At 64.2% G+C, this 25,297-nt stretch carries 27 protein-coding genes; 5 read left to right on the top strand and 22 right to left on the bottom strand.

What is annotated here, in order from left to right:
• Both VF515_02275 and VF515_02280 read right to left on the bottom strand, forming a co-directional pair.
• Nucleotides 1-183, bottom strand: a 183-nt coding sequence (locus VF515_02275) for a hypothetical protein (GenBank protein ID HEX7406454.1), incomplete at its 3' end; no start/stop codon positions are given.
• Nucleotides 184-273: 90 nt separating this feature from the next.
• A complete protein-coding gene (locus tag VF515_02280; protein HEX7406455.1) occupies nucleotides 274-570 on the bottom strand; it encodes a hypothetical protein in 297 nt (98 codons plus the stop codon).
• A 19-nt stretch (nucleotides 571-589) separates the two neighbouring features.
• Here VF515_02280 and VF515_02285 point away from each other — a divergent pair, with 19 nt between their 5' ends.
• Nucleotides 590-874: a hypothetical protein gene (locus tag VF515_02285; GenBank protein HEX7406456.1), complete on the top strand. Its 285-nt coding sequence runs from the start codon at nucleotides 590-592 to the stop codon at nucleotides 872-874.
• A 109-nt stretch (nucleotides 875-983) separates the two neighbouring features.
• Here VF515_02285 and VF515_02290 read toward each other — a convergent pair whose 3' ends face one another.
• The 10 genes from VF515_02290 to ilvB form a co-directional block, all read right to left on the bottom strand.
• Complete coding sequence (locus VF515_02290) at nucleotides 984-2,702, bottom strand: glutamine--tRNA ligase/YqeY domain fusion protein (protein ID HEX7406457.1); 1,719 nt, start codon at nucleotides 2,700-2,702, stop codon at nucleotides 984-986.
• Between the two features lie 111 nt (nucleotides 2,703-2,813).
• Nucleotides 2,814-3,584 carry an NADH-quinone oxidoreductase subunit NuoB gene (gene nuoB / locus VF515_02295; protein ID HEX7406458.1) on the bottom strand — a complete coding sequence of 257 codons (771 nt, stop codon included), beginning with the start codon at nucleotides 3,582-3,584 and terminating at the stop codon, nucleotides 2,814-2,816.
• Between the two features lie 9 nt (nucleotides 3,585-3,593).
• Nucleotides 3,594-5,114, bottom strand: coding sequence for an NADH-quinone oxidoreductase subunit C (locus tag VF515_02300; GenBank protein ID HEX7406459.1), 1,521 nt, complete (start codon nucleotides 5,112-5,114; stop codon nucleotides 3,594-3,596).
• A 5-nt stretch (nucleotides 5,115-5,119) separates the two neighbouring features.
• Complete coding sequence (locus VF515_02305) at nucleotides 5,120-6,589, bottom strand: proton-conducting transporter membrane subunit (GenBank protein ID HEX7406460.1); 1,470 nt, start codon at nucleotides 6,587-6,589, stop codon at nucleotides 5,120-5,122.
• Nucleotides 6,589-7,242: a hydrogenase gene (locus VF515_02310; protein HEX7406461.1), complete on the bottom strand. Its 654-nt coding sequence runs from the start codon at nucleotides 7,240-7,242 to the stop codon at nucleotides 6,589-6,591. Before VF515_02310 ends, VF515_02305 begins: the two co-directional genes overlap by 1 nt.
• Nucleotides 7,243-7,246: 4 nt before the next feature.
• Nucleotides 7,247-8,158, bottom strand: coding sequence for an NADH-quinone oxidoreductase subunit H (locus tag VF515_02315; protein ID HEX7406462.1), 912 nt, complete (start codon nucleotides 8,156-8,158; stop codon nucleotides 7,247-7,249).
• A gap of 3 nt (nucleotides 8,159-8,161) precedes the next feature.
• A complete protein-coding gene (locus tag VF515_02320; GenBank protein ID HEX7406463.1) occupies nucleotides 8,162-10,138 on the bottom strand; it encodes a proton-conducting transporter membrane subunit in 1,977 nt (658 codons plus the stop codon).
• The gene (locus VF515_02325; GenBank protein HEX7406464.1) at nucleotides 10,139-10,852 is read right to left on the bottom strand and encodes a PTS sugar transporter subunit IIA; all 714 of its coding nucleotides are present in this window, start codon (nucleotides 10,850-10,852) and stop codon (nucleotides 10,139-10,141) included.
• Between the two features lie 172 nt (nucleotides 10,853-11,024).
• Entirely contained in the window at nucleotides 11,025-11,339 is a 315-nt protein-coding gene (locus VF515_02330; GenBank protein HEX7406465.1) for a hypothetical protein, read from the bottom strand.
• Between the two features lie 53 nt (nucleotides 11,340-11,392).
• Nucleotides 11,393-13,222 carry a biosynthetic-type acetolactate synthase large subunit gene (gene ilvB / locus VF515_02335; protein ID HEX7406466.1) on the bottom strand — a complete coding sequence of 610 codons (1,830 nt, stop codon included), beginning with the start codon at nucleotides 13,220-13,222 and terminating at the stop codon, nucleotides 11,393-11,395.
• Nucleotides 13,223-13,476: 254 nt separating this feature from the next.
• On the opposite strand from ilvB, the gene VF515_02340 reads away from it, so the two are divergent.
• On the top strand, nucleotides 13,477-15,465 hold the full coding sequence (locus VF515_02340) for a molybdopterin biosynthesis protein (GenBank protein ID HEX7406467.1): 1,989 nt from the start codon (nucleotides 13,477-13,479) through the stop codon (nucleotides 15,463-15,465).
• 30 nt (nucleotides 15,466-15,495) lie between these two features.
• Here VF515_02340 and VF515_02345 read toward each other — a convergent pair whose 3' ends face one another.
• From VF515_02345 to lptC, 10 genes are all read right to left on the bottom strand, one after another.
• Nucleotides 15,496-15,942, bottom strand: a complete 447-nt coding sequence (locus tag VF515_02345; GenBank protein HEX7406468.1) for a biotin-independent malonate decarboxylase subunit gamma — start codon at nucleotides 15,940-15,942, stop codon at nucleotides 15,496-15,498.
• A gap of 185 nt (nucleotides 15,943-16,127) precedes the next feature.
• Nucleotides 16,128-17,342, bottom strand: coding sequence for a methionine adenosyltransferase (metK, locus tag VF515_02350; GenBank protein ID HEX7406469.1), 1,215 nt, complete (start codon nucleotides 17,340-17,342; stop codon nucleotides 16,128-16,130).
• A gap of 101 nt (nucleotides 17,343-17,443) precedes the next feature.
• Nucleotides 17,444-17,743 (bottom strand): HPr family phosphocarrier protein, encoded by a 300-nt coding sequence (locus tag VF515_02355; protein ID HEX7406470.1) that lies wholly within the window; start codon nucleotides 17,741-17,743, stop codon nucleotides 17,444-17,446.
• Complete coding sequence (gene hprK / locus VF515_02360; GenBank protein HEX7406471.1) at nucleotides 17,740-18,723, bottom strand: HPr(Ser) kinase/phosphatase; 984 nt, start codon at nucleotides 18,721-18,723, stop codon at nucleotides 17,740-17,742. Before hprK ends, VF515_02355 begins: the two co-directional genes overlap by 4 nt.
• Nucleotides 18,710-19,171 carry a PTS sugar transporter subunit IIA gene (locus VF515_02365; GenBank protein ID HEX7406472.1) on the bottom strand — a complete coding sequence of 154 codons (462 nt, stop codon included), beginning with the start codon at nucleotides 19,169-19,171 and terminating at the stop codon, nucleotides 18,710-18,712. Before VF515_02365 ends, hprK begins: the two co-directional genes overlap by 14 nt.
• A 40-nt stretch (nucleotides 19,172-19,211) precedes the next feature.
• Complete coding sequence (gene raiA / locus VF515_02370; GenBank protein HEX7406473.1) at nucleotides 19,212-19,739, bottom strand: ribosome-associated translation inhibitor RaiA; 528 nt, start codon at nucleotides 19,737-19,739, stop codon at nucleotides 19,212-19,214.
• Between the two features lie 19 nt (nucleotides 19,740-19,758).
• Nucleotides 19,759-21,234 (bottom strand): RNA polymerase factor sigma-54, encoded by a 1,476-nt coding sequence (gene rpoN, locus VF515_02375; protein HEX7406474.1) that lies wholly within the window; start codon nucleotides 21,232-21,234, stop codon nucleotides 19,759-19,761.
• A 4-nt stretch (nucleotides 21,235-21,238) separates the two neighbouring features.
• On the bottom strand, nucleotides 21,239-21,955 hold the full coding sequence (gene lptB / locus VF515_02380) for an LPS export ABC transporter ATP-binding protein (protein HEX7406475.1): 717 nt from the start codon (nucleotides 21,953-21,955) through the stop codon (nucleotides 21,239-21,241).
• Nucleotides 21,956-21,984: 29 nt separating this feature from the next.
• Nucleotides 21,985-22,554, bottom strand: coding sequence for an LptA/OstA family protein (locus tag VF515_02385; protein ID HEX7406476.1), 570 nt, complete (start codon nucleotides 22,552-22,554; stop codon nucleotides 21,985-21,987).
• A gap of 7 nt (nucleotides 22,555-22,561) precedes the next feature.
• On the bottom strand, nucleotides 22,562-23,164 hold the full coding sequence (gene lptC / locus VF515_02390) for an LPS export ABC transporter periplasmic protein LptC (GenBank protein HEX7406477.1): 603 nt from the start codon (nucleotides 23,162-23,164) through the stop codon (nucleotides 22,562-22,564).
• Nucleotides 23,165-23,449: 285 nt separating this feature from the next.
• On the opposite strand from lptC, the gene VF515_02395 reads away from it, so the two are divergent.
• The 3 genes from VF515_02395 to VF515_02405 all read left to right on the top strand — a co-directional run.
• Complete coding sequence (locus tag VF515_02395; protein ID HEX7406478.1) at nucleotides 23,450-23,650, top strand: cold shock domain-containing protein; 201 nt, start codon at nucleotides 23,450-23,452, stop codon at nucleotides 23,648-23,650.
• Nucleotides 23,651-23,831: 181 nt separating this feature from the next.
• Complete coding sequence (locus tag VF515_02400; GenBank protein ID HEX7406479.1) at nucleotides 23,832-24,527, top strand: CDP-diacylglycerol O-phosphatidyltransferase; 696 nt, start codon at nucleotides 23,832-23,834, stop codon at nucleotides 24,525-24,527.
• 153 nt (nucleotides 24,528-24,680) lie between these two features.
• Nucleotides 24,681-25,297 (top strand): SDR family NAD(P)-dependent oxidoreductase (locus VF515_02405; protein HEX7406480.1); only part of this gene is annotated, 617 nt, incomplete at its 3' end.

Below are 25,297 nucleotides of genomic sequence, written 5' to 3' on the forward strand. Positions count from 1 at the left end.
TACTGCCACGCTGACGCGTACCGCCACGGCGACTCGCACACCCACCGCAACGCCGACACCAACCGTCACGCCGACGCCGTCCAAAACGCCGACCGCCACTTCCACGCCCACGGTGACGAAATCTCCGACGCCCACGCTCACAACGACCCCGACATTGACAGCGACGCCGAGCGCCACTGCCACTGAGACCCCCACCGGTACACCGACACCGACGATAACGCCAACGCCAACCAAGACCCCGGTCGACGCGAGAGATTGTTGTCAGTGCCTCGATTATTGCTCGGCGCCTCTCGACGGCACGTGCGGTAGCTGTGAGGTGGTGAGCGATGCGACCTGCACCAATACGCTGCGCTGCCTCCCGCGACTGCCGACGGCAACGACAACTCCAACGAACACTGTGACGCCCACGCCGACCGATTCACCGACGGTGACGTTCACTCCGACGCAAACCCCTACGCCAACGGTCACTCCAACACCCACCGACACAGCGACGCCTACCGAGACCGCAACACCTACCGCTACGGCCACGGCCTCGCCGACCGCTACGTCTACGGACACTCCAACGGGCACGCCAACGCCAACTCAGACGGTGACCGCTACGTTCACGGCGACGGAAACGCCAACGCGGACGGCGACAGCGACGGCGACACCGACGGTTTCCCCCCCGCCCTGTGTCGGTGACTGCGGCGGCGATGGCCAGGTCACGGTCGACGAAATCCTCACCATGGTCGACATCGCGCTCGGCACTGCTGCGATTTCGACCTGCGACGCCGGTGACGCCAATCAGGATAGAAGCATAACCGTGGATGAGATTTTGACGGCGGTGAACAACGCTCTGAACGGTTGCGTTCCCACGCCGCCGGCGAAAGGCTAACCAGCTCGGCTAGCTGAGTCGGATGCTGCCTCAGATGACGATAGTGCCGTCAATAGTTGCACGGAGATCTCGCCAACGGCTCCAGCTATGATCCGGCTGTGTCAGCCGGTCACGCGCCACGCTTCTCGATCTTTGCCCAGGCGTCCTTCAGTCCGACGATGCGGTTGAAGACGAGGGCTCCGGGTTTCGAGAGCTTCGGATCGACCCAGAAGTACCCTTGGCGCTCAAACTGGACCCGGTCGCCGGGACGCGCGGTGGCGAGTGATGGCTCGAGCTTACAACCCTGCAGGACCGCGAGGGAGTTGGGGTTGAGGGCGTCGAGGAAATTCCCTTCGCGGTCCGGAAACTCCGCGGCGAACAGCCGGTCGTACAACCGCACCTCGGCGTCGATGGCGTGCGGCGCCGAAACCCAGTGCAGGGTGCTCTTCACCTTGCGCCCATCGGGTGCATCGCCGCCGCGGGTGGCCGGGTCATAGGTACAGTGGACCTCGCTCACCTCCCCGGTTTGCGGGTCTTTCACGATACTCTGACAGGTGATGAAGTAGGCGTAACGCAAGCGGACTTCTTTGCCCGGGGAAAGCCGGAAGTATTTCGGCGGCGGCGTTTCGCGGAAGTCGTCCTGCTCGATGTACAGGACCTTGGAAAACGGGAGCGTGCGTGTGCCGGCGGAAGGGTCCTCCGGATTGTTGACGGCCTCGAGTTCCTCCGTCTGGTCGGCTGGGTAGTTGTCGATGACCACCCGCAGCGGTTTGAGGACACTGAGCACCCGGGGTGCACGCTGGTTGAGACCCTCGCGGATGCTGTGTTCGAGCATGGCGACGTCGACCGTGCTGTTGGCCTTGGCCACGCCGATGCGGTCGCAGAAGTTGCGAATCGACTCGGCGGTGTAACCGCGCCGGCGGTAGCCGGCAAGGGTGGGCATGCGCGGGTCATCCCATCCGTCGACCAGCCCGTCGCGCACGAGCTGCAACAACTTGCGTTTACTGAGCACCGTGTAGGTCAAGTTCAGGCGTGCGAACTCGATCTGCCGTGGGTGACAGGGGACGTCGAGCTGGTCGAGGAACCAATCGTACAGCGGGCGGTGGTCCTCGAACTCGAGCGTGCAAATCGAGTGCGTGATGCCTTCGGTGGCGTCGGAGAGCCCGTGCGCGAAATCGTACATCGGGTAGATACACCACTTGTCGCCGGTGCGATGGTGGTGGGCCTTTTTGATGCGGTACACCGCCGGATCGCGCATGTTGATGTTGCCCGAGGCCATGTCGATCTTGGCGCGCAGAACGCACCTGCCTTCCTCGAGCTCACCGCGCCGCATCTGCTCGAACAGTTCCAGGTTCTCTTCGACCGGACGGTCTCGGTACGGGCTATTCCTTCCTGGTTCGGTGAGCGTGCCTCGGTACGCACGGGTTTCCTCCGCCGTGAGGTGACAGACGTACGCCTTGCCTTTCCTGATCAGCTCGGCGGCATACTGGTAGAGCCGGTCGAAGTAATCCGAGGCGTAGAACAGTTTGTCGGCCCAATCGAAACCCAGCCAGCGCACGTCTTCCTGGATGGATTCGACGTACTCGATGTCTTCCTTGACCGGGTTCGTATCATCGAAGCGTAGGTGGCAGATGCCGCCGAACTCGCGGGCGATACCGAAGTTCAGACAGATCGATTTGGCGTGACCGATGTGCAGGTAACCGTTCGGCTCGGGCGGAAAACGGGTGCACACCGACGTGTGCTTGCCGCTCCTCAAGTCATTGGTGACGATCTGGCGGATGAAGTCGGATCCCGCCGCGGGGGTTCCCGCCGCTGGCGGCGTCGCTTCGGCTTTCGGGCTATCGCTCATTGACGTGGATCTCCTGTTCCGACGCAGTCCGATGGATAACAGCTTTCTTCGTCCTTGTAACGGTAGGGTGCTGCCTGGGACGCGCGCCACGGCGCGCCATGAGCCGCGCTCCTACGCGCGGTCGCTCCCAAGCCTTCCCAGCAGCCGCAAGAGACCATCCAGGATGGTCACCGGGTGCGGCGGGCAGCCGGGAACATAGAGATCGACCGGCACCACGCTGTCCGTACCGTTGTGCACTTCCGGGTGATCGCGGTACGGGCCTCCGGAGATGGCGCAGGCGCCCACCGCGATGACGATCTTCGGTGCCGGCACGGCATCATAGGTCTTCTTCAGCGCCAGCCGCATGTTCTCCGTGACCGGTCCCGTCACCAGCAACCCATCGGCGTGGCGCGGCGACGCCACGAACTGGATGCCGAACCGGCCCAGGTCGAAGACCACCGTGTTCAGCACGTTGACATCCGACTCGCAGGCGTTGCACCCGCCAGCACTCACTTGACGGAGCTTGAGGGAGCGGCCAAATAGACGCCGGCTCTCCTCACCAAGCGCTTGCGCCAGCTTGACCGTCTGTCCGGTGTGCACCAGGTCACCGCGCGTCCGTTGCGCCAGCCGGTATTCCGCGGTGTATTGTATGGCCCCGTCGGGGCACGCGTCACGGCACTCCGTGCAGAACAGGCAGCTGCCGAGATCGATTCGCCAGCCGTGCTCGTCCGCCGCAATCGCATCTGTCGGACACACCTCAACGCACCGTTGGCATCCCTCGCGGCATTTCGCCTGATCAATTGTGGGGAGGCCGCGAAAGCGGTCCGGCAGGGTGGGTTCCCGGCGCGGGAACGAAATCGTGCGATGCCCCTGTTGCAGGCGCGCCAAGAGAAGTCTCAACACGGCTGCTCCTTACAGATCATGTCCGCAGTACGAGAGGTTGAAACTCTTATTGCAGAGCGGGAAGTCCGAGATTTGCTGATCGCGCAGTGCCAGCGCCAATCCCATCCAGTTGTGAAACGATGGATCGACCACCTTGTAGCGCGCCAAGCGCCCGTGCGCGTCGGTCGCCGCGACGTGACAGATCTCGCCCCGCCAGCCCTCGACAAGCGAGACCACGATCCGGTTGGCGGCCAGCGGCCCGCCGTCGACTCGCGTCGGTCCGCGGTCCAGGGTGGCGAGCTGATCGCGGATGAAGGCCACCGAGCGCTGCAGCTCGAGCCAGCGGACGTAGGCGCGCGCCATGACGTCCCCACTCTGCCACGTGGAGACGGGGATATGGGCGAAGCGGAAGATGCCGGATGGGAACTCCTGCCGCACGTCCCGCTCGACACCACATGCGCGCGCCACCGGGCCGACCAACCCGAGCGCCTCGCAGTCCGCGCGTGAGACCACCCCGATTTGTTCGAACCGCGCTGCGACGGATGGCGTGTCCCACAACAGACGGACCGCGCTGGTCACGTCCGTCAAGGCCGTCTCCAGGCGGTGTGACAGTTGCGCCATGCGGTCGTCGTCCACGTCAAAGGCAACGCCACCCGGGCGAATGAGACCGCGACCAAAGCGGCTGCCGCAGATGAGGGCGGTCAGATTCAGAAAGTCACCACGGATGCGGCCGCAGTAGGCCGCCGTGGGCAGATAACCGACATCGCCCGCGAGCCCGCCGAGATCGCCCGTATGATTGGCGAGCCGCTCCAGCTCGAGGGCGATGGCGCGCAGTACCTGGGCACGCGCCGGCACGCGCCACCCTGCGAGCGCCTCCAACGCCTCGCAGTACGCGGTGGCGTGGCCGATCGAGGTGTCGCCGGCGAGCGTCTCCATATAATGAATTGTCCGCTTGTCGGGCCCGCCGATCAGCGCGGGCTCGACGCCACGGTGCTGGTAGCCCAGCGAGATTTCCAGGTGAAGCACGCGTTCGCCGTGGCACTGGAAGCGGAAATGGCCGGGTTCGATGACACCTGCGTGGACGGGGCCCACCGCCACCTCGTGCACCTCCTCGCCCCACACGCTGAAAAAGTCGGTCACCCCTGGAACGGTCTCCACGTTCTCAGCCGGCGACGCGACCCGAAAATCGGCACCGTACGGCAGGTGAAAGCGAATCGGCTTGAGCCACGGATGGCCCTCCGGTCGCACCCCGAATTGCTCAGCGACCTCGCGCTCGAACCAGTGCGCCTGCGGGCACTCCGGCGTCAAGGCTGGGTAGGACGCCCCGACATCAGCGGTGCCAAGCGAGAGCGCTCCGGTGTCGCTGTGCGCCAACACCGCGACCAGCTGGACTCCTGTGGCGATCGGACAACCAAAAAGGGCAGCGATGCGGCCGCCCGCCGTGACCCCCTCAACGACCGCCTCTCTGAATGCCGCAACGGAGAGTCGTGGAACTGCCGAGAGTTCAACCGCTTCCCCATTGCGAACTGAGCACAGTGCGTTGCTGGACATACCGATTATCCGAGCGCCCGGGCTGCTTCCACAATGGTGTGGCGCAGGATCCCGGGAATATAGAGCCCCAGGAAGAGAACCAACAGCGCAAGAATTGCGGGTGGCACGATGGCCAATGCGGGCTCGCGCACCGGCAGCCGTTGGGGCTCGCCCACCGGCCGGCCTTGCGCCATGCGGAGCACCGCGCTTGCCATGCCCACGAAGATGACAGCCAAGAGTGCGAGGTACGCCACCGCCAGCGCGCTCCGGCCCTGGTCCAGAGCCCCCTTCAGGATGGTCAACTCACTCAAGAATGGGCCGAACGGCGGCGAGCCGGTGATCGCCAAGAAACCCACTACCCACAGCACTCCGGAGACCGGCAGCACGCGCAGCACGCCGCGGACGTCGGTGGTCGACTTCGAGTGATATGCCGCCAGAATGTTGCCGGCGACCAGAAACAGCATGGCTTTGGTGAGCGAGTGGTTTACCGCGTGCAGCATCGCCCCGAACGTTGCCACCCCACCGATCCCGACTCCCAACGCCAGGACGCCCATGTGCTCGACGCTCGAGTACGCGAGCATGCGCTTGTAATCGGACTGGCCCGTAATGAAGACGGCGGCAACCGCCATGGAGAGCAGGCCAAAGCCCACGAGCAGGTCCTGGCCGAAGGCGCCCTGGCCCGCGGCCACACAGACCTGTTGCACCCGCAGGATGCCCAGGAAGGCGCAGTTCAGCAGGGCGCCGGAGAGCAATGCCGAGACCACCGACGGGGCTTCGCTGTGTGCATCGGGCAGCCACGTGTGCAGCGGCGCCAACCCCATCTTGGTGCCGTACCCCACCAGCAACAGGAGGAACGCGGCCTTCAACCACGGCACATGCAGTTCACTGGCGCGCCGTGTCAGATCGCTCAGGACCAGTGGGATCTGGCTGTCGCCCTGACCGGAAGCCGCAACGGCGAGAAAGAAGTTGCCGAGCAGCGCCAGGGCGATGCCGACCGAGCAGATCAGCAGGTACTTCCAAGTGGCTTCGAGCGAGCGGTGATGGCGATGAAAGTAGATCAGCGGCGCGCTCGCCAGCGTGGTTGCCTCGATGGCCACCCAGAGCAGGCCGAAACGGTGGCTGACGGTCACCAGCGTCATGGCAGCGAGAAAAAGCAGCAGGCAACTGGTGAACGTGGCTTCGGGTGCGTTGGCGAAGACGAGGTTTTCCTCGAAGTCTCTGCGCACGCCCTGGCTTTCGCGCCGCAAGTAGCCGACGCTGTAGATCGCGGCGGCCAGAAACAGTGCGCTCGTGATACTCAGGAACAACTGCCCGAGCGCATCCAGACGCAACCAGCCGCCCAAGAGCGATGTCGGCGGGAGCTGCCACGTCGTCGCTACTACGGCCGCATGCACCACCGCGGTGAGAATCAACAGCGTCCGACGCTGGGCGTCGTGCTTCATGAAATACGCACCGACCGCAGCCAGCGTCGGCAGCAGGAGCAGAGCCAACAGCATCACGCCGTCCAGTCCTGCAGCATGGTGAGCTGATCCGTATCGATGTGGTCGAACTCCCGGTTGATGTGGAAAATGGCTATGCCCATGACGAACACCGCAACGAAGACATCGAGCAGGATGCCCAGTTCGACGAGCATTGGCGTGCCCTGCACCAGGCCGACACCGAACACGTAAATGCCATTTTCCAGCACCAGATAGGCGAGCACCTGTGTGAGCGCCGTGCGCCGGGTCACGATCAGAAACAGCCCGGAGAGCGTCGTGAATAGTGCCACGGGAACAACCAAGGCGGAGATCGCCGGCGTTGGAAGGGGTAGCCGCGCACTCAACCAGAAGGAAACAGCCAGCGTCAACGTCCCGAGCAGCAGCGAGCCGATGTACCCGACGAGGGGTTCGACCTCCCGACGCACGTCGGCGCCCTGCAGCACGCGCGAGAGCAGCCGCGGAAACACCACGCCTTTCAATCCCACAATTGCCACCGCCATCAACAGCGTGCGCAATGACGGTTCGTGCTGATGCACCACCAATGTCAGGGCACCGAGGAGCACACCTTGGAATGCCACGATGCGAATGCACCGCGTCAGTCGGCTCGAAGCGACCAGCAGCAAACTGGTCAACGCCATGAGCACCAAGGCCGTGTCAACCCAAACGGTCATGGGCTCACCGCAGCACCAACACCAGTGCGAGGGCGGAGAGGACGCAGGCACCGACCAGCAGTTGCGGCACGCGCACCAGGCGCCACCGGGCTACTGAGGATTCGATGAGGCCGGTGAGGACCGCCAACCCGAGCAGACCCGCCATCGCGGCGATACCGTCGACCCACGGGTTGCCGCTGCGTATGGGCACCACCAGGCCGACCAGCAGCATCCCCAGCAGCCACAGCTTCAGGGCACTGCCGTATAAGATGAACGCCAGGTCCGGGCCGCCATGGTCGAGCACCATGACCTCGTGGATCATCGTCAACTCGAGGTGCGTGGTTGGATCGTCGACCGGAATACGCGCGTTCTCGGCCAGGAACACGACCATGAGCGCGCCCGCGAGCAGCGCGAACACGGGGGCGGCGCCTGCCCAGCTCGCGAGACTGATCCCGGCGTACATCGTCGAGAGCGACAGGCTGCCAGCGTGGCGCGCCACCGCCGCTAGCGCGAGCAGCAACGCGGGTTCAGCCAGGGCGGAAAAGGTGACCTCGCGGCTGGCGCCCATACCTTCAAAGCTCGAGCCGGTATCGAGCCCGGCGATGACGGTGAAGAATCGGAGCACACCCAGCAAATAGACGAAGAAGATCAGGTCGCCGGCGAATGCTACCGGCGCGGATGCGCCCCCGAACGGAACCAGCGTCGTGGCAACCAGCACCGCCGCCAGGCCGACCACCGGCCCGGCCCGAAACACCCAGGTCGTGGTGCGGCTGTACACCGCCCCCTTCTTCAGCAGCTTCGCCAAGTCGTAATACGGCTGCAGCAGGACTTGCCCGTTGCGCCCCGCGACCATCGCCTTGGTGCGGTTGATGACGCTGAGCAGAAGCGGCGCGAACGCCAGCGGCAAGATCATGTGAAGGAGCGGCGCGATGCGCATGGGTTAGCCAAGCTTCCAGATCAAAAGAATCAACAAGGTGAGCGCAATGTATAAGACGTAGAGATGCACCCTGCCGTGCTGCAACCACCGCAACGACGACAGCCCGCGGCCGATTCCGGTAAACAAGGGTCGGTAGAGGTACTCGCTGCACACGTCTGGAGTGTCGGTGGCCAGCGACGCAACGCGCGGGAAGAAGCCCACGGGCGGTACGACGCGGTAGCGCGTCTGGAGCAGCAAGCCAAAGAGATCCGTCAGCGGCTGGGCGAAGGATGACGCCGTGTATTGCATGCGTGGCGAGGGCTGCGCATACCCGCAATCCCACGTGGGGCTCTCTTCCACCCGCCGATCCGCCAGCAACCAGCGACGCCATGCCGCGATGAGCGCGGTCACGACGGCCAGCCCGAGCGTACCCAAGACGACGAAGAGCAGCGGCCGCATCGCCGGTGCAAGGTTCGCCCGAACAGTTTCCACGGGTAACCCGGTCGCAGTCCCGATGACTGGTGCCAAGGCGGCAACGATCCACGGCGCGAAGCATCCGATCAGCACGCAGGCCGCGGCGAGCACGACCATCGGCAGCCGCATCGCCACCCCGGGGTCGTGCGCGTGCGTAGCGTGATCACTGCGGGCTTCGCCCAAGAAGACGATCCCGAACGCTTTTGTGAAGCAGGCTGCCGCCAGACCCCCGATCAATGCCAATCCAGTAATGACGCCAAGAACTGGGACCGCCGTCGCACTACCGGTGAACGTCACCCCCCAGAACGCTGCGAGATAGATCAGTAACTCGCTCACGAAGCCGTTCAGAGGTGGCAGCCCCGAAATGGCCACGGCCCCGATGAGGAACGTGGCACCGGTCCACGGCATGCGCTTGAGCAGACCACCGAGATGGTCGATCTCCCGCGTACCGGTTGCCTGCGCGACCGCGCCGGCGCCAAGGAAGAGCAGGCCTTTAAAAATGGCGTGGTTCACCACGTGCAGGAGCCCGCCGGCGAATCCAAGCACGGCCAGGGTGGGACTGCCGGTGCTGATTCCCAAGACACCCACACCGAGGCCGAGCGTAATGATGCCGATGTTCTCGACGCTGTGGTAGGCAAGCAGACGCTTCAGGTCGTGCTGCGCCAACGCAAAAAGAACTCCGAAAATGCCGGAGGTCACCCCGATCCCACACAGCAGCCATCCCCACCACAGCGGTGGCGGACCAAGAACGCTGAGCAGGCGCACCAGGCCGTAGATGCCGGTCTTCAGCATCACGCCGGACATCACCGCCGACACGTGGCTCGGCGCGGCGGGATGGGCTTCCGGCAGCCAGACATGGAACGGCATGAACCCGGCCTTGGTGCCGAAGCCGACGACGGCGAGCAGAAACAGCAGGCTGGCTTGCGCCGGCGCCGCGCCCAAGCGGTCGAAATCGAGCGAGCCGCTCCCGCGCCCCAGCAACAGAAAGAAGGCGAGCAGGAACGCCGTGCCGAGATGCGTGGCCACCAGATAGGTCCAGCCTGCCTCCCGAACACTGTCGGTTTCGTCTTCGAAGGTCACCAGAAAGAACGACGCCAGCGCCATGACCTCCCACGCCATCAGGAAGAGCATGCCATTGCGGGCGACCACGACCAGGACCATGCTGGCCACGAGGAGGTTGAAGAAGAACCACGGCGGACCCAGCCACTTCTTCTCACGGTACGCCAACAGGTACTCGCTGCCGTACACCGCCGCCAGCGCCGACAGCCCGAGGATCGGGAGCAGGAAAAACGCGGACAACGCGTCCAATTCCACGAAGAACGAGCCGCCGGGGATCTGCCAGGCCAGGTGCAACGACGAGCTGGGCACGCCGAGCAATGTGCGCGCGGCGGGAATCAACCCGAGCAGACACCCGCTGACAGCGCCACCCGCCCCGACGGCGTTGGGCCAACGGGATGACTGCGGGATCAGGAGGGCGGCACAGCCACTGACGACCAGAAGCACCGTCGCGGCAAGCAGAAGGACCATCTATTCCCGCTTGACCTGCCTGCCATCGCCAACGGCGCTGGGCGTGATGGCCGCTTCAACTAGCCGGGCCTCATCCAGGATTTCGTCCCGTGAAGCCTGACGCAGCACGGCCTCCTTGAACCCGTGGTGGTTGAGCCCAAACGCCAGGTGCGAAAGTAACCGCAGGTGCGCGCGCACTGTGGGACTGACGAGCGAAAACAGCGCGAACACGGACTTGCCGTCCAAGGCGTCGAACTCAATCGCGTGTTCGAGGAAGCCGAGCGTGATCATCGGACGGGCCACGTGCAGGACAATCGGGTTGCGGACGTGGGGAATGGCAATTCCATCACCAATCCCGGTTGATTGCAGGCGCTCCCGTGCGAGCAACACCCGCAGCACGAACTCCCGATCCACCTCGTCGGGTAACCGCATGTGCTCCACCAGGCTGCGCAGGGCCGACTCCTTGTCGGTGCCCCCTAACCGATAGAAGATCCCGCCGGCCTGCAACGCTTCGACCAGACCGGGGATGGGCGTGGCATCACTCTCGGGCTCATCGAACAACTCGGCCGAGACGTTCATCTTGCGAGCGGTCGCCCACTCCAACAGCTCGGCCCGGTTGAATCGGTATTGATCGCTCACCCGGTACGCCGGCAGAATTCCCTGATTGATCCACCGATAAACGGTTTTCTCCGAAACTTTGAAGAGATCGGAAACGTTACGGACAGTCAGTTGCATTTGCCCCAATCGATGCCCACTTGTCCTACTTATGGGACACCATGGGACAAGTCAACCTAGTCGATCATGATTGTACCATCGCGCCTGGAGACAGCGCCATTGCGTCAGGCGGCGACCCCGGCGGCGGCTTCGTCGAGGGATCGCGCTCGCTCAGGGGGTGCCGGCGGAGAAGCTATTTCTCCGCGACCTCGCGCAGGATCGCTTGCACGTGCTCGCGCAACGACCCGTGGCGGAAACCGTAGCGGTTGCGCGTCGACAGCGCGACTTCTTTGCCGATGATGTCGGCCGTAATCAAATCGCTGATGAACTGACACATCACCACTTGCCGGCGTTTCCTCCGCACCTGGGTGCGGGCGTCGCGCTGGTTTTGACTGAGCCCCTTCTCGCGCGGATCGGGCAGGGTGTCGGGGAGAATCTGCTTCAGCACGCGCCGCAACCGGAGTTCCCACCCGGGAGGCAAGGTCACCACCAGTTCGCCGGTCTTCATGCCGGCTCTCGTCGTGATCGGATGCGGCCGCGCCATGGTCAACGTGTGGAGGTTCAGAAGCTCGTGCCGCTGTCCACTTTGCCCGCGGTCTTCTCCCGCGGCTTGATGTACTTGCCGACGATCATGTCCTTGTAGCCCATACCCGGGCCGACCATCGGATAGACGTGCTCGTGTTGGTCGATGATCACCTCGAGAAAGGCCGGGCCGCGGAAATTGACGAATTCCTCCAAGGTCTGCCGTACCTGCGCCCGCTCCGAAACCCGCTTGGCGAACTCAAACCCGTCGGCCTGCACGGCGCGGACGAAATCCTTCTTGTGCAGGGTCTTGTCGGTGCCGGCATAGCGTTGGTCATGGAAGAGATCCTGCCACTGGCGCACCATCCCGTCGCCGAAGTTGTTGAGCAGCAGGACCTTGACCGGGATGTCGTAGTTGGTCAGGGTTTCCAACTCGCCGTAGTTCATCCGGATGCTGCCGTCGCCATCGATGTCGATGACCAGCTTGTCCGGGTTGGCGATCTGGGCGCCGACCGCCGCCGGCAGACCGAATCCCATCGTCCCCATGCTGCCGGAGGTGATGAAGCTGCGCGGGTGAACGAAGTCCAGGTACTGCGCCGACCACATTTGGTGCTGGCCGACACCGGTGGTGACGATGGCTCCTCCCTTAGTGATCTCGTTCAACACCGTCAAGACCTCTTCGGCCTGAATGAGGTCGGAGCCGCGGTTGTAGTTGAGCGCGTGCTCGACTTTGAGCGCCTTCACATGCGCCAGCCAGCGGCTGAAATCCTTCTTGAAGGACTTGCCGCCCTTGAGCAGCTGGACGAGGCCGCGCTTGGCATCCGACACGTGGAACCAGTCGACGTACTTCACCTTGCCGATTTCGGAGGCATCGACGTCGAGGTGGGCGATCGTGGCTCGGGGCGCGAAGTCCTTGACTTTCCCGGCGACACGGTCGTCGAAACGGGCGCCGACGGCGAAGAGGAAATCGCAATCCTCGACGGCGTAATTGGCGTAGGCGGTGCCGTGCATCCCCAGCATGTGGAGCGACAGCTCGCTCTTGGTATCCACCGCCCCGATCCCCATCAGCGTGGTGACCACGGGGATTCCGAAGCGCTCGGAAAACGCTCTCAGCTCCGGCGTGGCGTTGCTGTTGTTGACGCCGCCGCCGGCGTAGATCAGCGGACGCTCCGCCTCCCCCAGCAAGCGATAGAAGGCGTGGACTTGCTCGTCAGGGATGGTGGCATGATTCAGGGTCTCGAGCCGTTCCTCATAGCCACGCAGCTGCAGGAGGCCGCTCCCTTGAAAAACGCCCTCGTACTTTTGCACGTCCTTGGGAATGTCGACCACGACCGGCCCGGGCCGGCCGCTGCGGGCCACCTCGAATGCGGTCCGCATGGTGGCCTCGAGCTTGCTCTCGTCGGTGACCAGGAAGACATGCTTGGCGCACGCGGACATGATGTTGAAGACCGGCGCCTCTTGGAAAGCGTCGGTCCCGATTGACGCCCGCCCCACCTGGCCGCAGATCAGAACGATCGGAACCGAATCGGCATGACAGTCCCGCACCGGGGTGACCGAGTTGGTTGCTCCGGGGCCGGAGGTGACCAGCGAGACGCCCACCTTGCCGCTCGAACGCGCGTACCCGGCGGCCATGAACCCGGCGCCTTGCTCGGTGGCCGGTACGATCAGCCGGATCTCTTCTTCTTTGGGATGGCTTTCGTTGTAAAGGAAGACCGCATCATACGTGGGGAGAATCGCTCCTCCACTGTATCCAAAGATGGCATCGACACCCTCGTCGGCCAGCACCTGGACAATCATTTCGGCGCCACTCATGGTGGTGCCGGCAAGGGGGTGCTTCGAAGGCCGTTTGGTGTCCGCAAGCAGGGTCATCGCTCCTCTTTCTTTCCACTGTGCAGCTTACCGGCTAGCATTATCGGCGCGTGTGAGTAAAGGACCCTGGCGTCACAGTACCGAGTGTTCGCCAGCCAGGCAGGCCGCACAGTTCCTGAATAGGTATAAATCTATAGCATAGATGCGCACCGGCGAGGAACAGGAAAAGGGCACGCGCCGGCGGCCGTGAGGCGGTCGGCCCGACCCTGAGTTGACACCTCCGCCGATTCCCGGGATAGCTCGTTGCGGAAACCATGCCGCGCACGCGCTATCTCAACAAGAAATCGCTGGCTGAAACGCTCGCCGTGTTTGTCGACGGCTTGACGATCCGCCGGCGCGCGCCGGAGTCGATAGCGGTGGAGGAGAGCCTGTCCCGCATCACCGCGGAGCCGATCTTCGCCCGCCTCTCGGCGCCGCACTACCACGGTGCGGCGATGGACGGCATCGCCGTCCAAGCCGAGGACACATTTGGAGCCAGTGAGGCAAAGCCGCTGGCGTTGGAGCTTGCGCCGCAGGCGCAGGCAGGGACGCCCGCCCCACTTGGCCGGGCGCGGACCTTCTCGTACGTCGACACCGGACAGCCGTTGCCGCCGTGGGCGAACGCGGTGATCATGATCGAAAATGTCTACCCGGCAGGGCAGGGCAAGGTCACCATCCAGCAGGCCGCCGCGCCCTGGCAACACGTGCGCCTGGTGGGGGAAGACATCGTGGCGACCGAACCGCTGTTGCCGCGTGGGCATCGCATCCGCCCCTTCGATATCGGCGCCTTGCTGGCCGCGGGCCACCTCACCGTGCCGGTGTCGCCGCGGCCGCGCCTGGCCATCCTCCCCACCGGAAGCGAGCTGATCGAACCGGGCGAGGCGGCACGGCCGGGCGCCATCATCGAGTTCAACTCGCGCGTGGTGGCCGCGTGCGTCACCGAATGGGGCGGCGAGCCGCATCGGCTCCCACGCGTGGGCGACGATCTGGAGCTGATCAAGGCCGCGGTGCAGGCCACCGTCGGGGACCATGACATCGTCACGGTCATCGCCGGCTCATCGGCCGGGGAGCACGACTTCACCGCCACCGCATTGAGCCAGCTGGGAACGGTCCTGGTCCACGGCATCGACATCATGCCCGGCAAGCCGGCCATCTGCGCCATCGTTGGTGGCACACCGGTCCTCGGTCTGCCCGGCTATCCGGTGTCCGCCGTCATTGTCTGCCAACAGGTGCTGCGGCCGCTGATTGCCAAGTTCCTCGGGCATGCGGCCGAGCCTCCGGACACCGTCCGTGCACTGGTGCCGCGCAAGCTGCCTTCGCGGCTCGGGCTGGAGGAGTTCATGCGTGTCACCCTCGGGCAGGTGGGCGACCGCATCGTGGCCAACCCGCTCGGGCGTGGCGCCGGAGTCATCAGCACCCTGGTCAAAGCCGATGCATTCCTCCGCATCCCAGCGCTCTCCGAAGGCATCAACGCGGGTGAGGAGGTGAGCGTCGAATTACTCCGCCCGCGCTCCGAGATCGCCAACACCATCGTCTTCAGCGGCAGCCACGATCTGTCGATCGGTTTGCTGGAGGATTGCCTGAAACGGTTCCACCCGCAGCGGAAGATCTCCGCGACCAACGTTGGCAGCTTGGGCGGCCTGCTGGCCATGAAACGGGGCGAAGCCCACGTCGTCGGGACGCATCTGCTCGATCCGGAAAGCGGCACCTACAACCTTCCGGACATCCGCCGCCACCTGCGGCGGAGCGATGTCGTCGTGGTGAACCTGGTGGTGCGTGAGCAAGGTCTGATCGTTGCCAAGGGGAATCCGAAGAACATCCGCCGCCTGCAAGACCTGCGGCGTCCGGATGTGCGCTTCATCAACCGCCAGCCGGGTGCGGGCACCCGCGTGCTCCTCGACTACAAATTGGCGAAACTGCGGCTGCGGCCGGAGCGCATCCACGGGTACGAACGGGAAGAGTTCACCCACATGGCGGTCGCTGTGGCGGTGGCCAGCGCTCTGGCCGACTGCGGCTTGGGGGTGCGGTCAGCCGCCAACGCCCTTGGCCTCGATTTCGTTGCCGTCGACAAGGAGGACTACGATCTCGTCTTCCGCCGCGACTTCTATTCGAGTGAGGCCGGCCAGGCCTTGCTGGCGGCGCTGCGTGGCGAGGATTTCCGCCAGGCGGTGATGCGTCTCGGCGGGTACGATGTCAGCCGCACGGGTGAGGTGAAGATGGGCGGTGAAGGTGGAAAACGGAAAAGCGTAAGACGTAAAACGTGAGCCAGGCTGTGTGACTGCTTCTTCTGGCTTTCAGCTTTCCGCTGGTGCGGTCAGCTTGGTGAGTTCCTCGCGCAGCACCCGCGGCAGGCGGATGATGCTCTCCACCATGCGGATATCGGGGATCAACTCCGCCAGTTGTGCCCCTTCTCGTTGTACTGTTTTGCGGCCGCGCAGGGCTTCAAAGGCCTGCAGAACCTGAGGCGCCAGCGGAGCGACGGATGTCCCGCGCATGGCCAGAATGCGGTGGCTTGGTGCGGCCAATGCCAGATAGGCCGCGCCGTAGGTGCCACCGCCGAGGATGCTGACGATGGGGTGCCCGCGCAGGCGTGCCGCCACCATGGCCCGCAGGCATTCCGCCAGAGCACGATGCAGGCCAACGCGTTCTTGCGCCGCATCCACCGCGTGCCCCTGGCAAAAGAGAAAGGTGAGAATCGCCGCCGGTTCGCTGGTCGCCTGCCGCACCGCGCGTCCGATCATGCCGGTGGTATAGGCTTCCAGCCTGTACTAAACCCGGCGGCCGTTCGGCCGCACGTTCACTGGTACAGGCTGGAAGCCTATACCACCATTGGCGACCTTCGGCCGCTCACACAGAGTGTGCTGACGAAATCTCATTTGCCTTCGTACCAATTTCCTCACAGTAGTAGCTCAGGACTCAGGACTTCTCAGGCAGCCGGCTGCGCCGCTACCCTACGGGGCTCGGGACGTGGCGTCAGCTCAAATGCGCCCCGCAAGGCGTCGACACGATCGGTGCGTTCCCAAGTGAAATGGCCCTCTTCCGGCGCGCGGCCAAAGTGCCCGTACGCCGCCGTGCGCCGGTAAATCGGCCGCTTCAGATCCAGGCTGCGGATGATGCCAGCCGGCTTCAAATCGAAGTGCTCGCGGACGAGAGCGGACAGCCGGTCGTTGGGCACCACGCCGGTGTCGAAGGTGTCGATCAACACCGAAGTCGGTTCGGCGACACCGATGGCGTAGGAGAGCTGCACCTCACACTTGCTGGCCAGCTTGGCGGCAACGATGTTCTTGGCGATGTAACGCGCCATGTAGGCGGCGCTGCGATCAACCTTGGTCGGATCCTTCCCGGAAAAGGCGCCGCCGCCATGACGGCTGTAGCCGCCATAGGTGTCGACGATGATCTTACGCCCGGTCAGGCCGCAGTCGCCCACTGGGCCGCCGATGACAAAGCGCCCCGTCGGGTTGACGTGGTACTTGATGCCGGGATGCATGTACTCGTGTGGCACGACCTTCTTGATGACTTCTTCCACGATCAGCTCACGTAAGGTCTCGTAGGGTACATCAGGGCTGTGCTGTGACGACACGACGACGGTGTCGACGCGGTGTGGGCGCCCGCCCCGGTACTCGACGGTCACCTGCGATTTCGCATCCGGGCGCAAGAAAGGGTAGGCGCCGCTCTTGCGAATGTCGGTCAAGTGTTTGACCAGCTGATGCGCCAGCACGATCGGCAGCGGCATCAACTCGGGCGTTTCGTCACAGGCAAACCCGAACATCAATCCTTGATCACCGGCGCCTTGCTCCTTCTGCTCCCCTTCGTCAACGCCCTGCGCAATGTCGGGTGATTGGCCCTCAATGGCGACGATGACGGCGCAGGTCTCGGCGTCGAAGCCCACGTCGGAGGAGTTGTACCCGATCTGGCGAACCGTTTGGCGTACCACGTCGGTGTAATTGATCTGGGTCCGGGTCGTGATTTCACCGGCCACCACGATCATGCCGGTCTTGGCCAAGCTCTCACAGGCCACCCGGCTGTTCGGATCACCCGCCAGCGCCGCGTCGAGGATGGCGTCCGAGATCTGATCGCACATCTTGTCGGGGTGACCCTCGGACACCGATTCCGAGGTGAAGACGAAATCCTTTAGAGCCATACGGCCTCCTTGGCCACGGCGCGGTGGCCGCGTGGGAAAATTCGCACTCGCGTTTCAGGGCACAATCACCCTAGTATAGCGGCGCGGCGAGCGTCAAGGCATTATTCCTCGTTGAACTTGGCGTCCACCAGCCGCTCGATCGCTTCCAGGGCTTCGGCCGCCTGCGGTCCGGAGACGTTCACCTCGATGGAGGTTCCCTGGGCCGCGGCCAGCATCATCAGGCCGATGATGCTCTTGCCGTTGACGACCTGACCTTCCTTCCCCACGGTGATCTCGGCATCGAACTGCGATGCCGTTTGCACCAACTGGGCGGCGGCACGCGCGTGCAATCCCAGCCGATTCTTGATCGCCAAAAGCTTGGAGAGCGTCGCCTCGTTGGCGGGGGCGTCCGGAGGGGTCATGGCTTCCGACTCGCGTGGCGTTGCAGACGGGCGGTACGGCGGATTTCACGGTCGACCATGGAGGCGAACTGCCGTGCGGCGTGCTGGCCGCGCGCCTTCAATGTCTGGTTGCGCGCGGCGATCTCGATCAACATCGCCAGGTTGCGGCCGGGCCGCACCGGCAGACGGATCAGCGGCACCGAGACATGGAGGATGGTGTAGCGCTCGTCTTCCAATCCGAGCCGATCGACGTCAGCGCTCCACTCGACCAGCTCCACCACCAGGTCGATCTGCTGCTCTTCAATCGTGACCAGGGTGCCGAACAGCTCGCGCACGTTGATGATCCCGAGGCCGTGGATTTCCATGTGGTGCTGGGTCAGATCCGGGGAGCGGCCTTTGAGGGCGAGCGGCGACACCTCGGAGACCTCGACGACGTCGTCCGCCACGAAGCGATGGCCGCGGGCGACCAGATCGAGGGCCGCTTCACTCTTGCCGATCCCACTCTTGCCGGTGATCAGCACACCCACGCCGTACACCTGGACCAGCACGCCATGGACCGTGACCCGCGCCGCCAGCTTATCCTCCAGCCAGCCGGCGACCGCTCGGATCAGCACCGCGCTCTTCAGCGACGTGCGCAACAGCGGCACGTGATACTTGTCGGCGGCGCGGCGCAGGACCGCCGGCACGGCGGCATCGTTGGTGACGATGAGGCAGGCGATGTCTTCGGCGCAAATCCGCTCCACCGCCCGGCGTGCCGCCAGCGGCGCCATGGTCTGCAGGTACGACAGTTCCGGCGTGCCGATCACCTGGACCCGTTTGGGGTGGATTTGCTTGACGTAGCCGGCCAGCGCCAGGCCCGGCTTCTGGATACGCGGCGCGGCGATCTTGCGATGAATACCGGCTTTGCCGCCCACCAGCTCCAGATTCCACTGCGCCCCCTCGTCGGCGAGGAGGGCGGCAACTTCAATGCCGGGCTCGTGCTCGTGGTCAGTATTTCTCATCTTCGTGACGAATGGTCTCGTACAGATCGTGGCGGTCGGTTGCGGCCATCAACTGGTTGCGAAAGGCCGGCTCCTTGAGCAGCCGCGACACGCGCGCCAGGGCTTTGAGGTGGAGGCCGACGGAATCCTCCGGCGCCACGAGTAAAAAGAACAGTTTGGTGGGGTTGCCGTCCAGCGACTGGAAGTCGATGCCTTGCTCGTGGCGGCCGAACGCGGCCAGCACGGTCTTCAGGCCGGGGAGCTTGCCATGCGGAATGGCGATGCCGTCGCCAATGGCCGTGCTGCCGAGCCGCTCGCGTTCCCACAGCACTTCCAGCAGCCGCTGGGCATTGACCTCCGCATGCGCATTGGCCAGATGCGTCGCCAACTCGCGCAGGACGTCATCCTTGCTCTGTCCCTTCAGCGTGGGCATCACCAAGGCCTCGGGCAGGATGTCCGTAATCCTCATGCCGGTCCTCTGTGCCGGCGGCGCACGCGCCCGACGGCCTTCACGACGGCTCCGGTTCGATCAGGCCGAAATTCCCGTCTTTGCGGCGATAGATGACGCTGAGGGCCTCGTTTGCGGCATTCGTGAAGAAGAGGAAATCGCTCTTCTGCGCGCGCAAGCGTGTCACCGCTTCGCCGACCGACATCGGCTTGACCGCGACGCGCTGGGTGCGGAGGACACGCCCGGTGCGTTCGCCGGCCGCGCTCGCGCCGGCGGTGGTGGCGGCGATGGTGTCCGCACCCTTATGCTGCTTGTGCTTGGCGACGTGCTTCTTGATCTGGCGTTCGAGTTTGGTCATCGCCAGATCGATGGCGGAGTGGAGATCGTCGGTTTCCTCGGTGGCGGTGAGGTTGAGATGATTGGCGCTGATCTGCACCTCGGCGACATGCCGGCGCTTGACGACCGAGAGAATGACGTGGGCCTCGATGGGGTGGCGCAGGAACTTGTGCACCCGTTGGAGTTTGTCTTCGGCATACTGGCGCAGGCCTTCGGTTGGTTCGACATGCCGAAAGGTGACCATGACTCGCATGCAATGTTCCGCGCGCCGATCAGAATGCTTGGCGCCGTTTGGATGACGGCAACACGCCCATGATGCCACGGTACTTGGCGACCGTGCGCCGGGCAATCCCGACGTGCTCGGTCGACAGCATCTTGGCGATGTGTTGGTCGCTGTAGGGGTGCTGATGATCCTCCGCTTCGATGATCTCGCGAATGCGGTCCTTGACGCTTTCCGCCGACACTTCTTGGCCGTTTTCCCCCTGCAGGCTCGAGGTGAAGAAGTATTTGAGCTCGACGGTCCCTTGCGGGGTGTGCACGTACTTGTTGGCCGTGGCGCGGCTGACGGTGGACTCATGCATGCCGATGTCCATGGCCACGTCTTTGAGGACCAACGGCTTCAGGTGCGAGACGCCCTTGTCAAAGAACTCGGACTGGAAGCGGACGATGCTCTGGGTCACCAGGTACAGCGTCCGCTGCCGTTGCTGGATGCTCTTGATGAGCCACGCGGCGGCGCGCATCTTTTCCTGGATGTAGCGTTTGGCATCGCCGGTGCCGGTCTCGGACAGGACCTGGCGATAGAAGTTGCTCACCCGCAAGCGGGGCAAGCCGTCGTCGTTCAAGATCACCACCAGCTCATCCCCGACCTTCTGCACGAACACATCGGGGGTGATGTAGCGGATGTCGCCCTCCCCGAAGTCGCGGCCCGGTTTGGGTTCGAGCGTGGCGATGTAGGTGGCCGCCGCCACCACCTCCTCCATCGGCGCCCCCAGTTCCTTCGAGATCTTGTCGTAGCGCTTGCTTTCGAGCAGCCCCAGGTGGTCGCGCACGATCGCCGACGCCAGCGAGTCCTCCTTGCCCTGCGCGCGGATTTGCAGCAGCAGACACTCGCTGAGGTTGCGCGCGCCGACGCCGGGCGGATCGAGATCTTGGATGCGCTTGAGCGTGCGCTCCACCAGATCGAAGTCCTGGCCACTTTCGAAGGCGATATTCTCGATGTCCGTTCGCAGGTAGCCCTCCTTGTCCATGTTGCCCAGGATCAAGACCGCCACCGACTCTTCCAGCGGAGGGATGCCCGTCATGCGCAGCTGCCAGACGAGGTGCTCCTGCAGCGAGGTCGCCCGCACCAGCGTGTTCTCCAGCGTGTTGCGTTTCTCGTCATCGTAGTCGGCCGCCGTGGTCGACGAGCCGTGCCAGTCGTTGCGGTAGTTTTCGAGGTACTCCTTCCAGTCGATTTCGCCCATGCGTTCATTGGGCTCGATCTCGGTCGTCGTTTCGCGCTGCTCGTGCACCTCTTGCCATTCCTCGCCGCTGTCGGGGCTGGACTCGAGGGGCTCCTCGGTGCGCGGCCGTTCCTCCTCGACCTGCTCGATGCCCTCCTCGATCACCGGGTTTTCCGACATCGCCTCGTCGATCAAGATTTCCAGCTCTGCCCGCCCGACTTGGAGGATCTTGATCGCCTGCCGCAGCTGGGGTGTCATCACCAACTGCTGGCTGAGTCTCTGATACAGTTTCGTTTCGAGTGCCATGGTCCTACAGCGTAAAGCGCTCCCCGAGATAGAGTTCCCGTGCCTGTGGGCTGGCCGCGATTGCTTGTGGCGTCCCTTCCTCCAGCACCGCTCCGTCGTTCAGAATATAGGCGCGGTCGCAAATACCCAAAGTCTCACGCACGTTGTGATCCGTGATCAGTATGCCGATGTGCCGCTCCTTCAGCTGGGTCACGATGCTCTGAATATCCAGAATAGCAAGTGGATCGATTCCTGCAAAAGGCTCGTCGAGGAGCATGAATACCGGCTCCGTGACCAGGGCGCGGGTGATCTCCACACGCCGGCGCTCTCCGCCCGAGAGGGAGTAGGCTTTGTTCTTGGCCAGATGGGCGATGCTGAGCTCCTCGAGCAACTCGGCGAGCCGCTCCCGCCGTTCCTCGCGCGTCAGCGGCAGCGACTCCAGGATGGCGAGAAGGTTCTCTTCCACGGTCAGTTTGCGGAACACGGAGGGCTCCTGCGGCAGGTAGCTGATGCCTTTGCGGGCGCGGATGTACATGGGCTCGCCGGTGACGTCGGCGCCGTTGAGCAGCACCTTGCCGCGGTCCGGCCGAATCAGACCGACGATGGCATAAAACGTCGTCGTCTTCCCGGCCCCGTTTGCCCCCAGCAGTCCGACGACTTCGCCGGCGTGGACCTCGAGCGAGACGCTGCGGAGAATATCGCGCCCGCCCAGCCGCTTGCACAGGCCGTCGGCGCGCAACATGTTGTCGCCGTGATGATCGCCGGTGCGCTTCACGGCTTCTTCTCCCCCGCTGCGGGCACGGCCTCCACCTGTGACGGAGACAGCAGGGCTTTGACCCGGCCTTCGACGACGCTGCGCTCCTCGTTGAGATACACCACGACACGGTCGCCGGTGATCTGGTTGGGGCCGTCGTGCAACTCGGCCTTCTCGCTGAGCACCACGGTGTTGCGCCCCTGGTCGAACACGGCGCGCCCGCCGGTGGCCCAGCGCGAACCCTTGGACAGCCGGACATTGCCGTCCGCCACCACTTCTTTGACCTGATTGTCGACGTGATCGTCCAGGGCCACGGTCAGACGGTTGCTCTCCAGTTTCATGTCGCCCTGGATCACCACGACGCTGCCCTTGTAGGCGAGCACCCGCGTGCGGTACTCGAACTCCATGGCATCGGCAGTGATCGAGATGGGCTCCCGCTTCGAGCTGAAGGACATCGCTCCCAGGAGCGACTCCGGCCCCGGCGGAGTCCCCGTGGCGGCAGGCGACCGCGTTGCCGCCCGCGCCTCCTGACCGCAAGACCGGTCGGCCAGCGCGCCGATCACGGCCAGCAGGAGGACCGCGGCCACGCCGAGTCTACAGCGGTGCGTCGCTTCCTCCTTGCGGCAACAAAGCCGGCTCCAAGTGCATCGCCACGTTATGGAGCAGGGTGACCCGCTCGCTGTCGACGTTCACCTCCATTTGATCACCGCGCAGCTGCAACGCTCGTCCGGAAATCTCCACTGCGCCCGGGGCGGAAATGATCTCGCGGACGTGATCATACGTCGCTTGGTCAGTCCGGACCATGTAATCCGATGTCTTTATCTCAATGGCGCCGCGCAGCACCACACGCTTGACTTCGCGCCCGTCCAATTCAATCCGCGCCTCGTCGCTCTTGAGGCCGACGGTCCGGCCGTCACGCAGGGACAGCTCCATCCTCGCCTCACGCACCACCACCGTGTTGTCCTCTTGGAAGTACTGGGCATCCAGCGCGGAGATCTCCCAGACCTTCTTGCCATTCTGAATCTTCACCCGATGAAAATCGCGGATGTGCTGCGACACCCCGGGCAGGAACTCCAACCCTTGCTGCGCCAGGTCCTTCTGGCGCTGGCTCCACAAGCTGCGGCCGACCAGAAGGCCTACCGCGGATAGCAGCAACACCACGATCGTCATGATGCCAAAGCGAAGTCGTTTTCTCATAAGAACTGTGGCGCTAATCGTACGTGGGCAAGAAACATACCATCGGAAAAACTGGGAGTAAAGGTAACCAACCGGGGCCGGCACCGCCAGCTATTTTTTGTTGCACAGGAATGCGCGCCCGTGCTATTGAGGGCCTCGAGTTTCGAGGCGAAAGGGTCAGGGAGGTAACGATACAGCGGGCACTCGGCGGCATCAATTGCGCTCCAGCTCGACGCGGAACGGCCTTCTCTTTCGGCTTTCCCTGGAAAATACACCGCGTAGAAGTAGAAAAGGGGGACTGGCAGTATGGATCAAGGTACGGTTAAGTGGTTCAACGGACAGAAAGGCTACGGCTTTATCACCAAAGACGATGGGCAGGACGTCTTCGTCCATTATTCCGCCATCGCCGGCCAGGGCTTTCGGTCGCTTGACGAAGGCCAGCGCGTGGAATTCGAGATCACGCAAGGGCCGAAGGGGTTGCAGGCCGCGAACGTCTCGAAGATCTGACCGCCCGAGGCACCAATGTAAAAGCCTCGGCCTCACCCGGACCGAGGCTTTTCTTTTTGGCCACGCCTCCACCCCGTAGTGAGGCGCCCACGCCCCGGCCCCGTGGGCCGGTTCCAGTTGTCGGCCGCCGCCGGCGCGGCGGCTGCAAAGTTCAATCCGGCATATGCCTGCAAATCGACGCATGAGGCCCGTTTTCGCGGCCTGGGCAGTGCACCTGTACACCGCTCTGGGCGCCGTGGTGGGATTCTTCGCGCTCGACGCCACGGCGCATGGTGACTACGGCCTCGCCTTCGTCTGGATGGCGGTGGCCATTGTGATCGACGCCACCGACGGCACCCTGGCGCGCCGCGCCCGCGTCAAGGAAGTCCTGCCCCAATTCGACGGCGCCAAACTCGACGACATCGTCGACTACCTCAATTACGTCGTCGTCCCCATCGGGCTCGCCTACCATGCCGGACTCATTCCGCACGGCCCCGGCGGCCTGGCCCTCGCTGCGCTGCCGTTGCTGGCCAGCGGCTACGGTTTTTGTCAGACGCAGGCGAAGACCGCGGACCATTTCTTCACCGGCTTTCCCTCTTACTGGAACATCGTGGTCTTCTACTTCTTCGCCCTGGCCACCCCGGTGTGGTTCAATACCACCCTGCTGCTGCTGTTTGTGGTGATGGTGTTCGTGCCCATCCGCTACTTGTATCCCAGCCGAAATCCGGTGGCGCAGCGCACGACGCACGTGCTCGGCGTGGTCTGGGCGCTCGCTGTCGTGGTGCTGCTGGCGCAGTTCCCGACGCCGTCGCGGACGCTGGCCTGGCTGTCGCTGTATTTCCCGGTCTACTATTTCGCCGTGTCCTTCCATGCCCACTTCCGCCACCGCGCGGCGTGAATCTGTGACTTGACCCGCAGACATGCGGTGATAATGGTCGGGCGGGAATGATGCGTGATGCGTGACGCGTGATCCGTGACAGGACTTGAGACTCAGAGTCACGCGTCACGCATCACGATTCCTAGGAGGCAGACGATGAAGCTACAAAACGCAGTGGCATTCGTAACCGGAGGCGCATCCGGTCTGGGCGCGGCGACGGTGCGCGCCGTTCTCGAGCGCGGCGGCCGCGCCGCCATTGCCGACCGGCCCAACTCCGCCGGTGCACAATTCGCCAAGGAACTGGGCGGCAAGGCGATCTTCACCCCGGCCGATGTCACCAACGCCGAGCAGGTGACGCAGGCCATCCAGCAGACCGTTGCCGCCTTCGGCGGCGTGCACGTCGTCGTCAACTGCGCCGGCGTGGCCTCGGCCATGAAGATCGCCGGCAAGCAAGGCCCGATGCCGCTGGAGATGTTCGAGATGGTCATCAAGGTCAACCTGATCGGCACCTTCAACGTCACCCGCCTGGCCGCCACCGAGATGTTGAAGAACACTCCCAACGAGGAAGGCGAGCGCGGCGTCATCATCAACACGGCGTCGATTGCCGCCTTCGATGGCCAGATCGGCCAAGTCGCCTACTCCGCTTCCAAGGGCGGCGTGGTCGGCATGACCCTGCCGATCGCACGCGATCTGGCGCGCGACGGCATCCGCTGCTGCACCATCGCGCCGGGCACCTTCGACACGCCCATGCTGGCCATGCTGCCCGAGCCGCAGCGCCAGGCGCTCGGGGC

Source organism: Candidatus Binatia bacterium, assembly GCA_036382395.1.
GTDB lineage: Bacteria > Desulfobacterota > Binatia > HRBIN30 > HRBIN30 > JAGDMS01.

Bases quoted from the DNA above. Each gene is read 5' to 3' on its own strand.
- VF515_02395 (HEX7406478.1), top strand. From the start codon at position 23,450: ATGGATCAAGGTACGGTTAAGTGGTTCAACGGACAGAAAGGCTACGGC.
- VF515_02300 (HEX7406459.1), bottom strand. From the start codon at position 5,114: ATGTCCAGCAACGCACTGTGCTCAGTTCGCAATGGGGAAGCGGTTGAA.
- lptC (HEX7406477.1), bottom strand. From the start codon at position 23,164: ATGAGAAAACGACTTCGCTTTGGCATCATGACGATCGTGGTGTTGCTG.
- VF515_02310 (HEX7406461.1), bottom strand. From the start codon at position 7,242: ATGACCGTTTGGGTTGACACGGCCTTGGTGCTCATGGCGTTGACCAGT.
- VF515_02325 (HEX7406464.1), bottom strand. From the start codon at position 10,852: ATGCAACTGACTGTCCGTAACGTTTCCGATCTCTTCAAAGTTTCGGAG.
- VF515_02345 (HEX7406468.1), bottom strand. From the start codon at position 15,942: ATGATCGGACGCGCGGTGCGGCAGGCGACCAGCGAACCGGCGGCGATT.
- metK (HEX7406469.1), bottom strand. From the start codon at position 17,342: ATGGCTCTAAAGGATTTCGTCTTCACCTCGGAATCGGTGTCCGAGGGT.
- ilvB (HEX7406466.1), bottom strand. From the start codon at position 13,222: ATGACCCTGCTTGCGGACACCAAACGGCCTTCGAAGCACCCCCTTGCC.
- raiA (HEX7406473.1), bottom strand. From the start codon at position 19,739: ATGCGAGTCATGGTCACCTTTCGGCATGTCGAACCAACCGAAGGCCTG.
- VF515_02365 (HEX7406472.1), bottom strand. From the start codon at position 19,171: ATGAGGATTACGGACATCCTGCCCGAGGCCTTGGTGATGCCCACGCTG.
- lptB (HEX7406475.1), bottom strand. From the start codon at position 21,955: ATGTTGCGCGCCGACGGCCTGTGCAAGCGGCTGGGCGGGCGCGATATT.
- VF515_02320 (HEX7406463.1), bottom strand. From the start codon at position 10,138: ATGGTCCTTCTGCTTGCCGCGACGGTGCTTCTGGTCGTCAGTGGCTGT.
- VF515_02290 (HEX7406457.1), bottom strand. From the start codon at position 2,702: ATGAGCGATAGCCCGAAAGCCGAAGCGACGCCGCCAGCGGCGGGAACC.
- VF515_02400 (HEX7406479.1), top strand. From the start codon at position 23,832: ATGAGGCCCGTTTTCGCGGCCTGGGCAGTGCACCTGTACACCGCTCTG.
- hprK (HEX7406471.1), bottom strand. From the start codon at position 18,723: ATGAGAAATACTGACCACGAGCACGAGCCCGGCATTGAAGTTGCCGCC.
- VF515_02305 (HEX7406460.1), bottom strand. From the start codon at position 6,589: ATGCTGTTGGCTCTGCTCCTGCTGCCGACGCTGGCTGCGGTCGGTGCG.
- VF515_02355 (HEX7406470.1), bottom strand. From the start codon at position 17,743: ATGACCCCTCCGGACGCCCCCGCCAACGAGGCGACGCTCTCCAAGCTT.
- rpoN (HEX7406474.1), bottom strand. From the start codon at position 21,234: ATGGCACTCGAAACGAAACTGTATCAGAGACTCAGCCAGCAGTTGGTG.
- VF515_02340 (HEX7406467.1), top strand. From the start codon at position 13,477: ATGCCGCGCACGCGCTATCTCAACAAGAAATCGCTGGCTGAAACGCTC.
- VF515_02330 (HEX7406465.1), bottom strand. From the start codon at position 11,339: ATGAAGACCGGCGAACTGGTGGTGACCTTGCCTCCCGGGTGGGAACTC.
- VF515_02315 (HEX7406462.1), bottom strand. From the start codon at position 8,158: ATGCGCATCGCGCCGCTCCTTCACATGATCTTGCCGCTGGCGTTCGCG.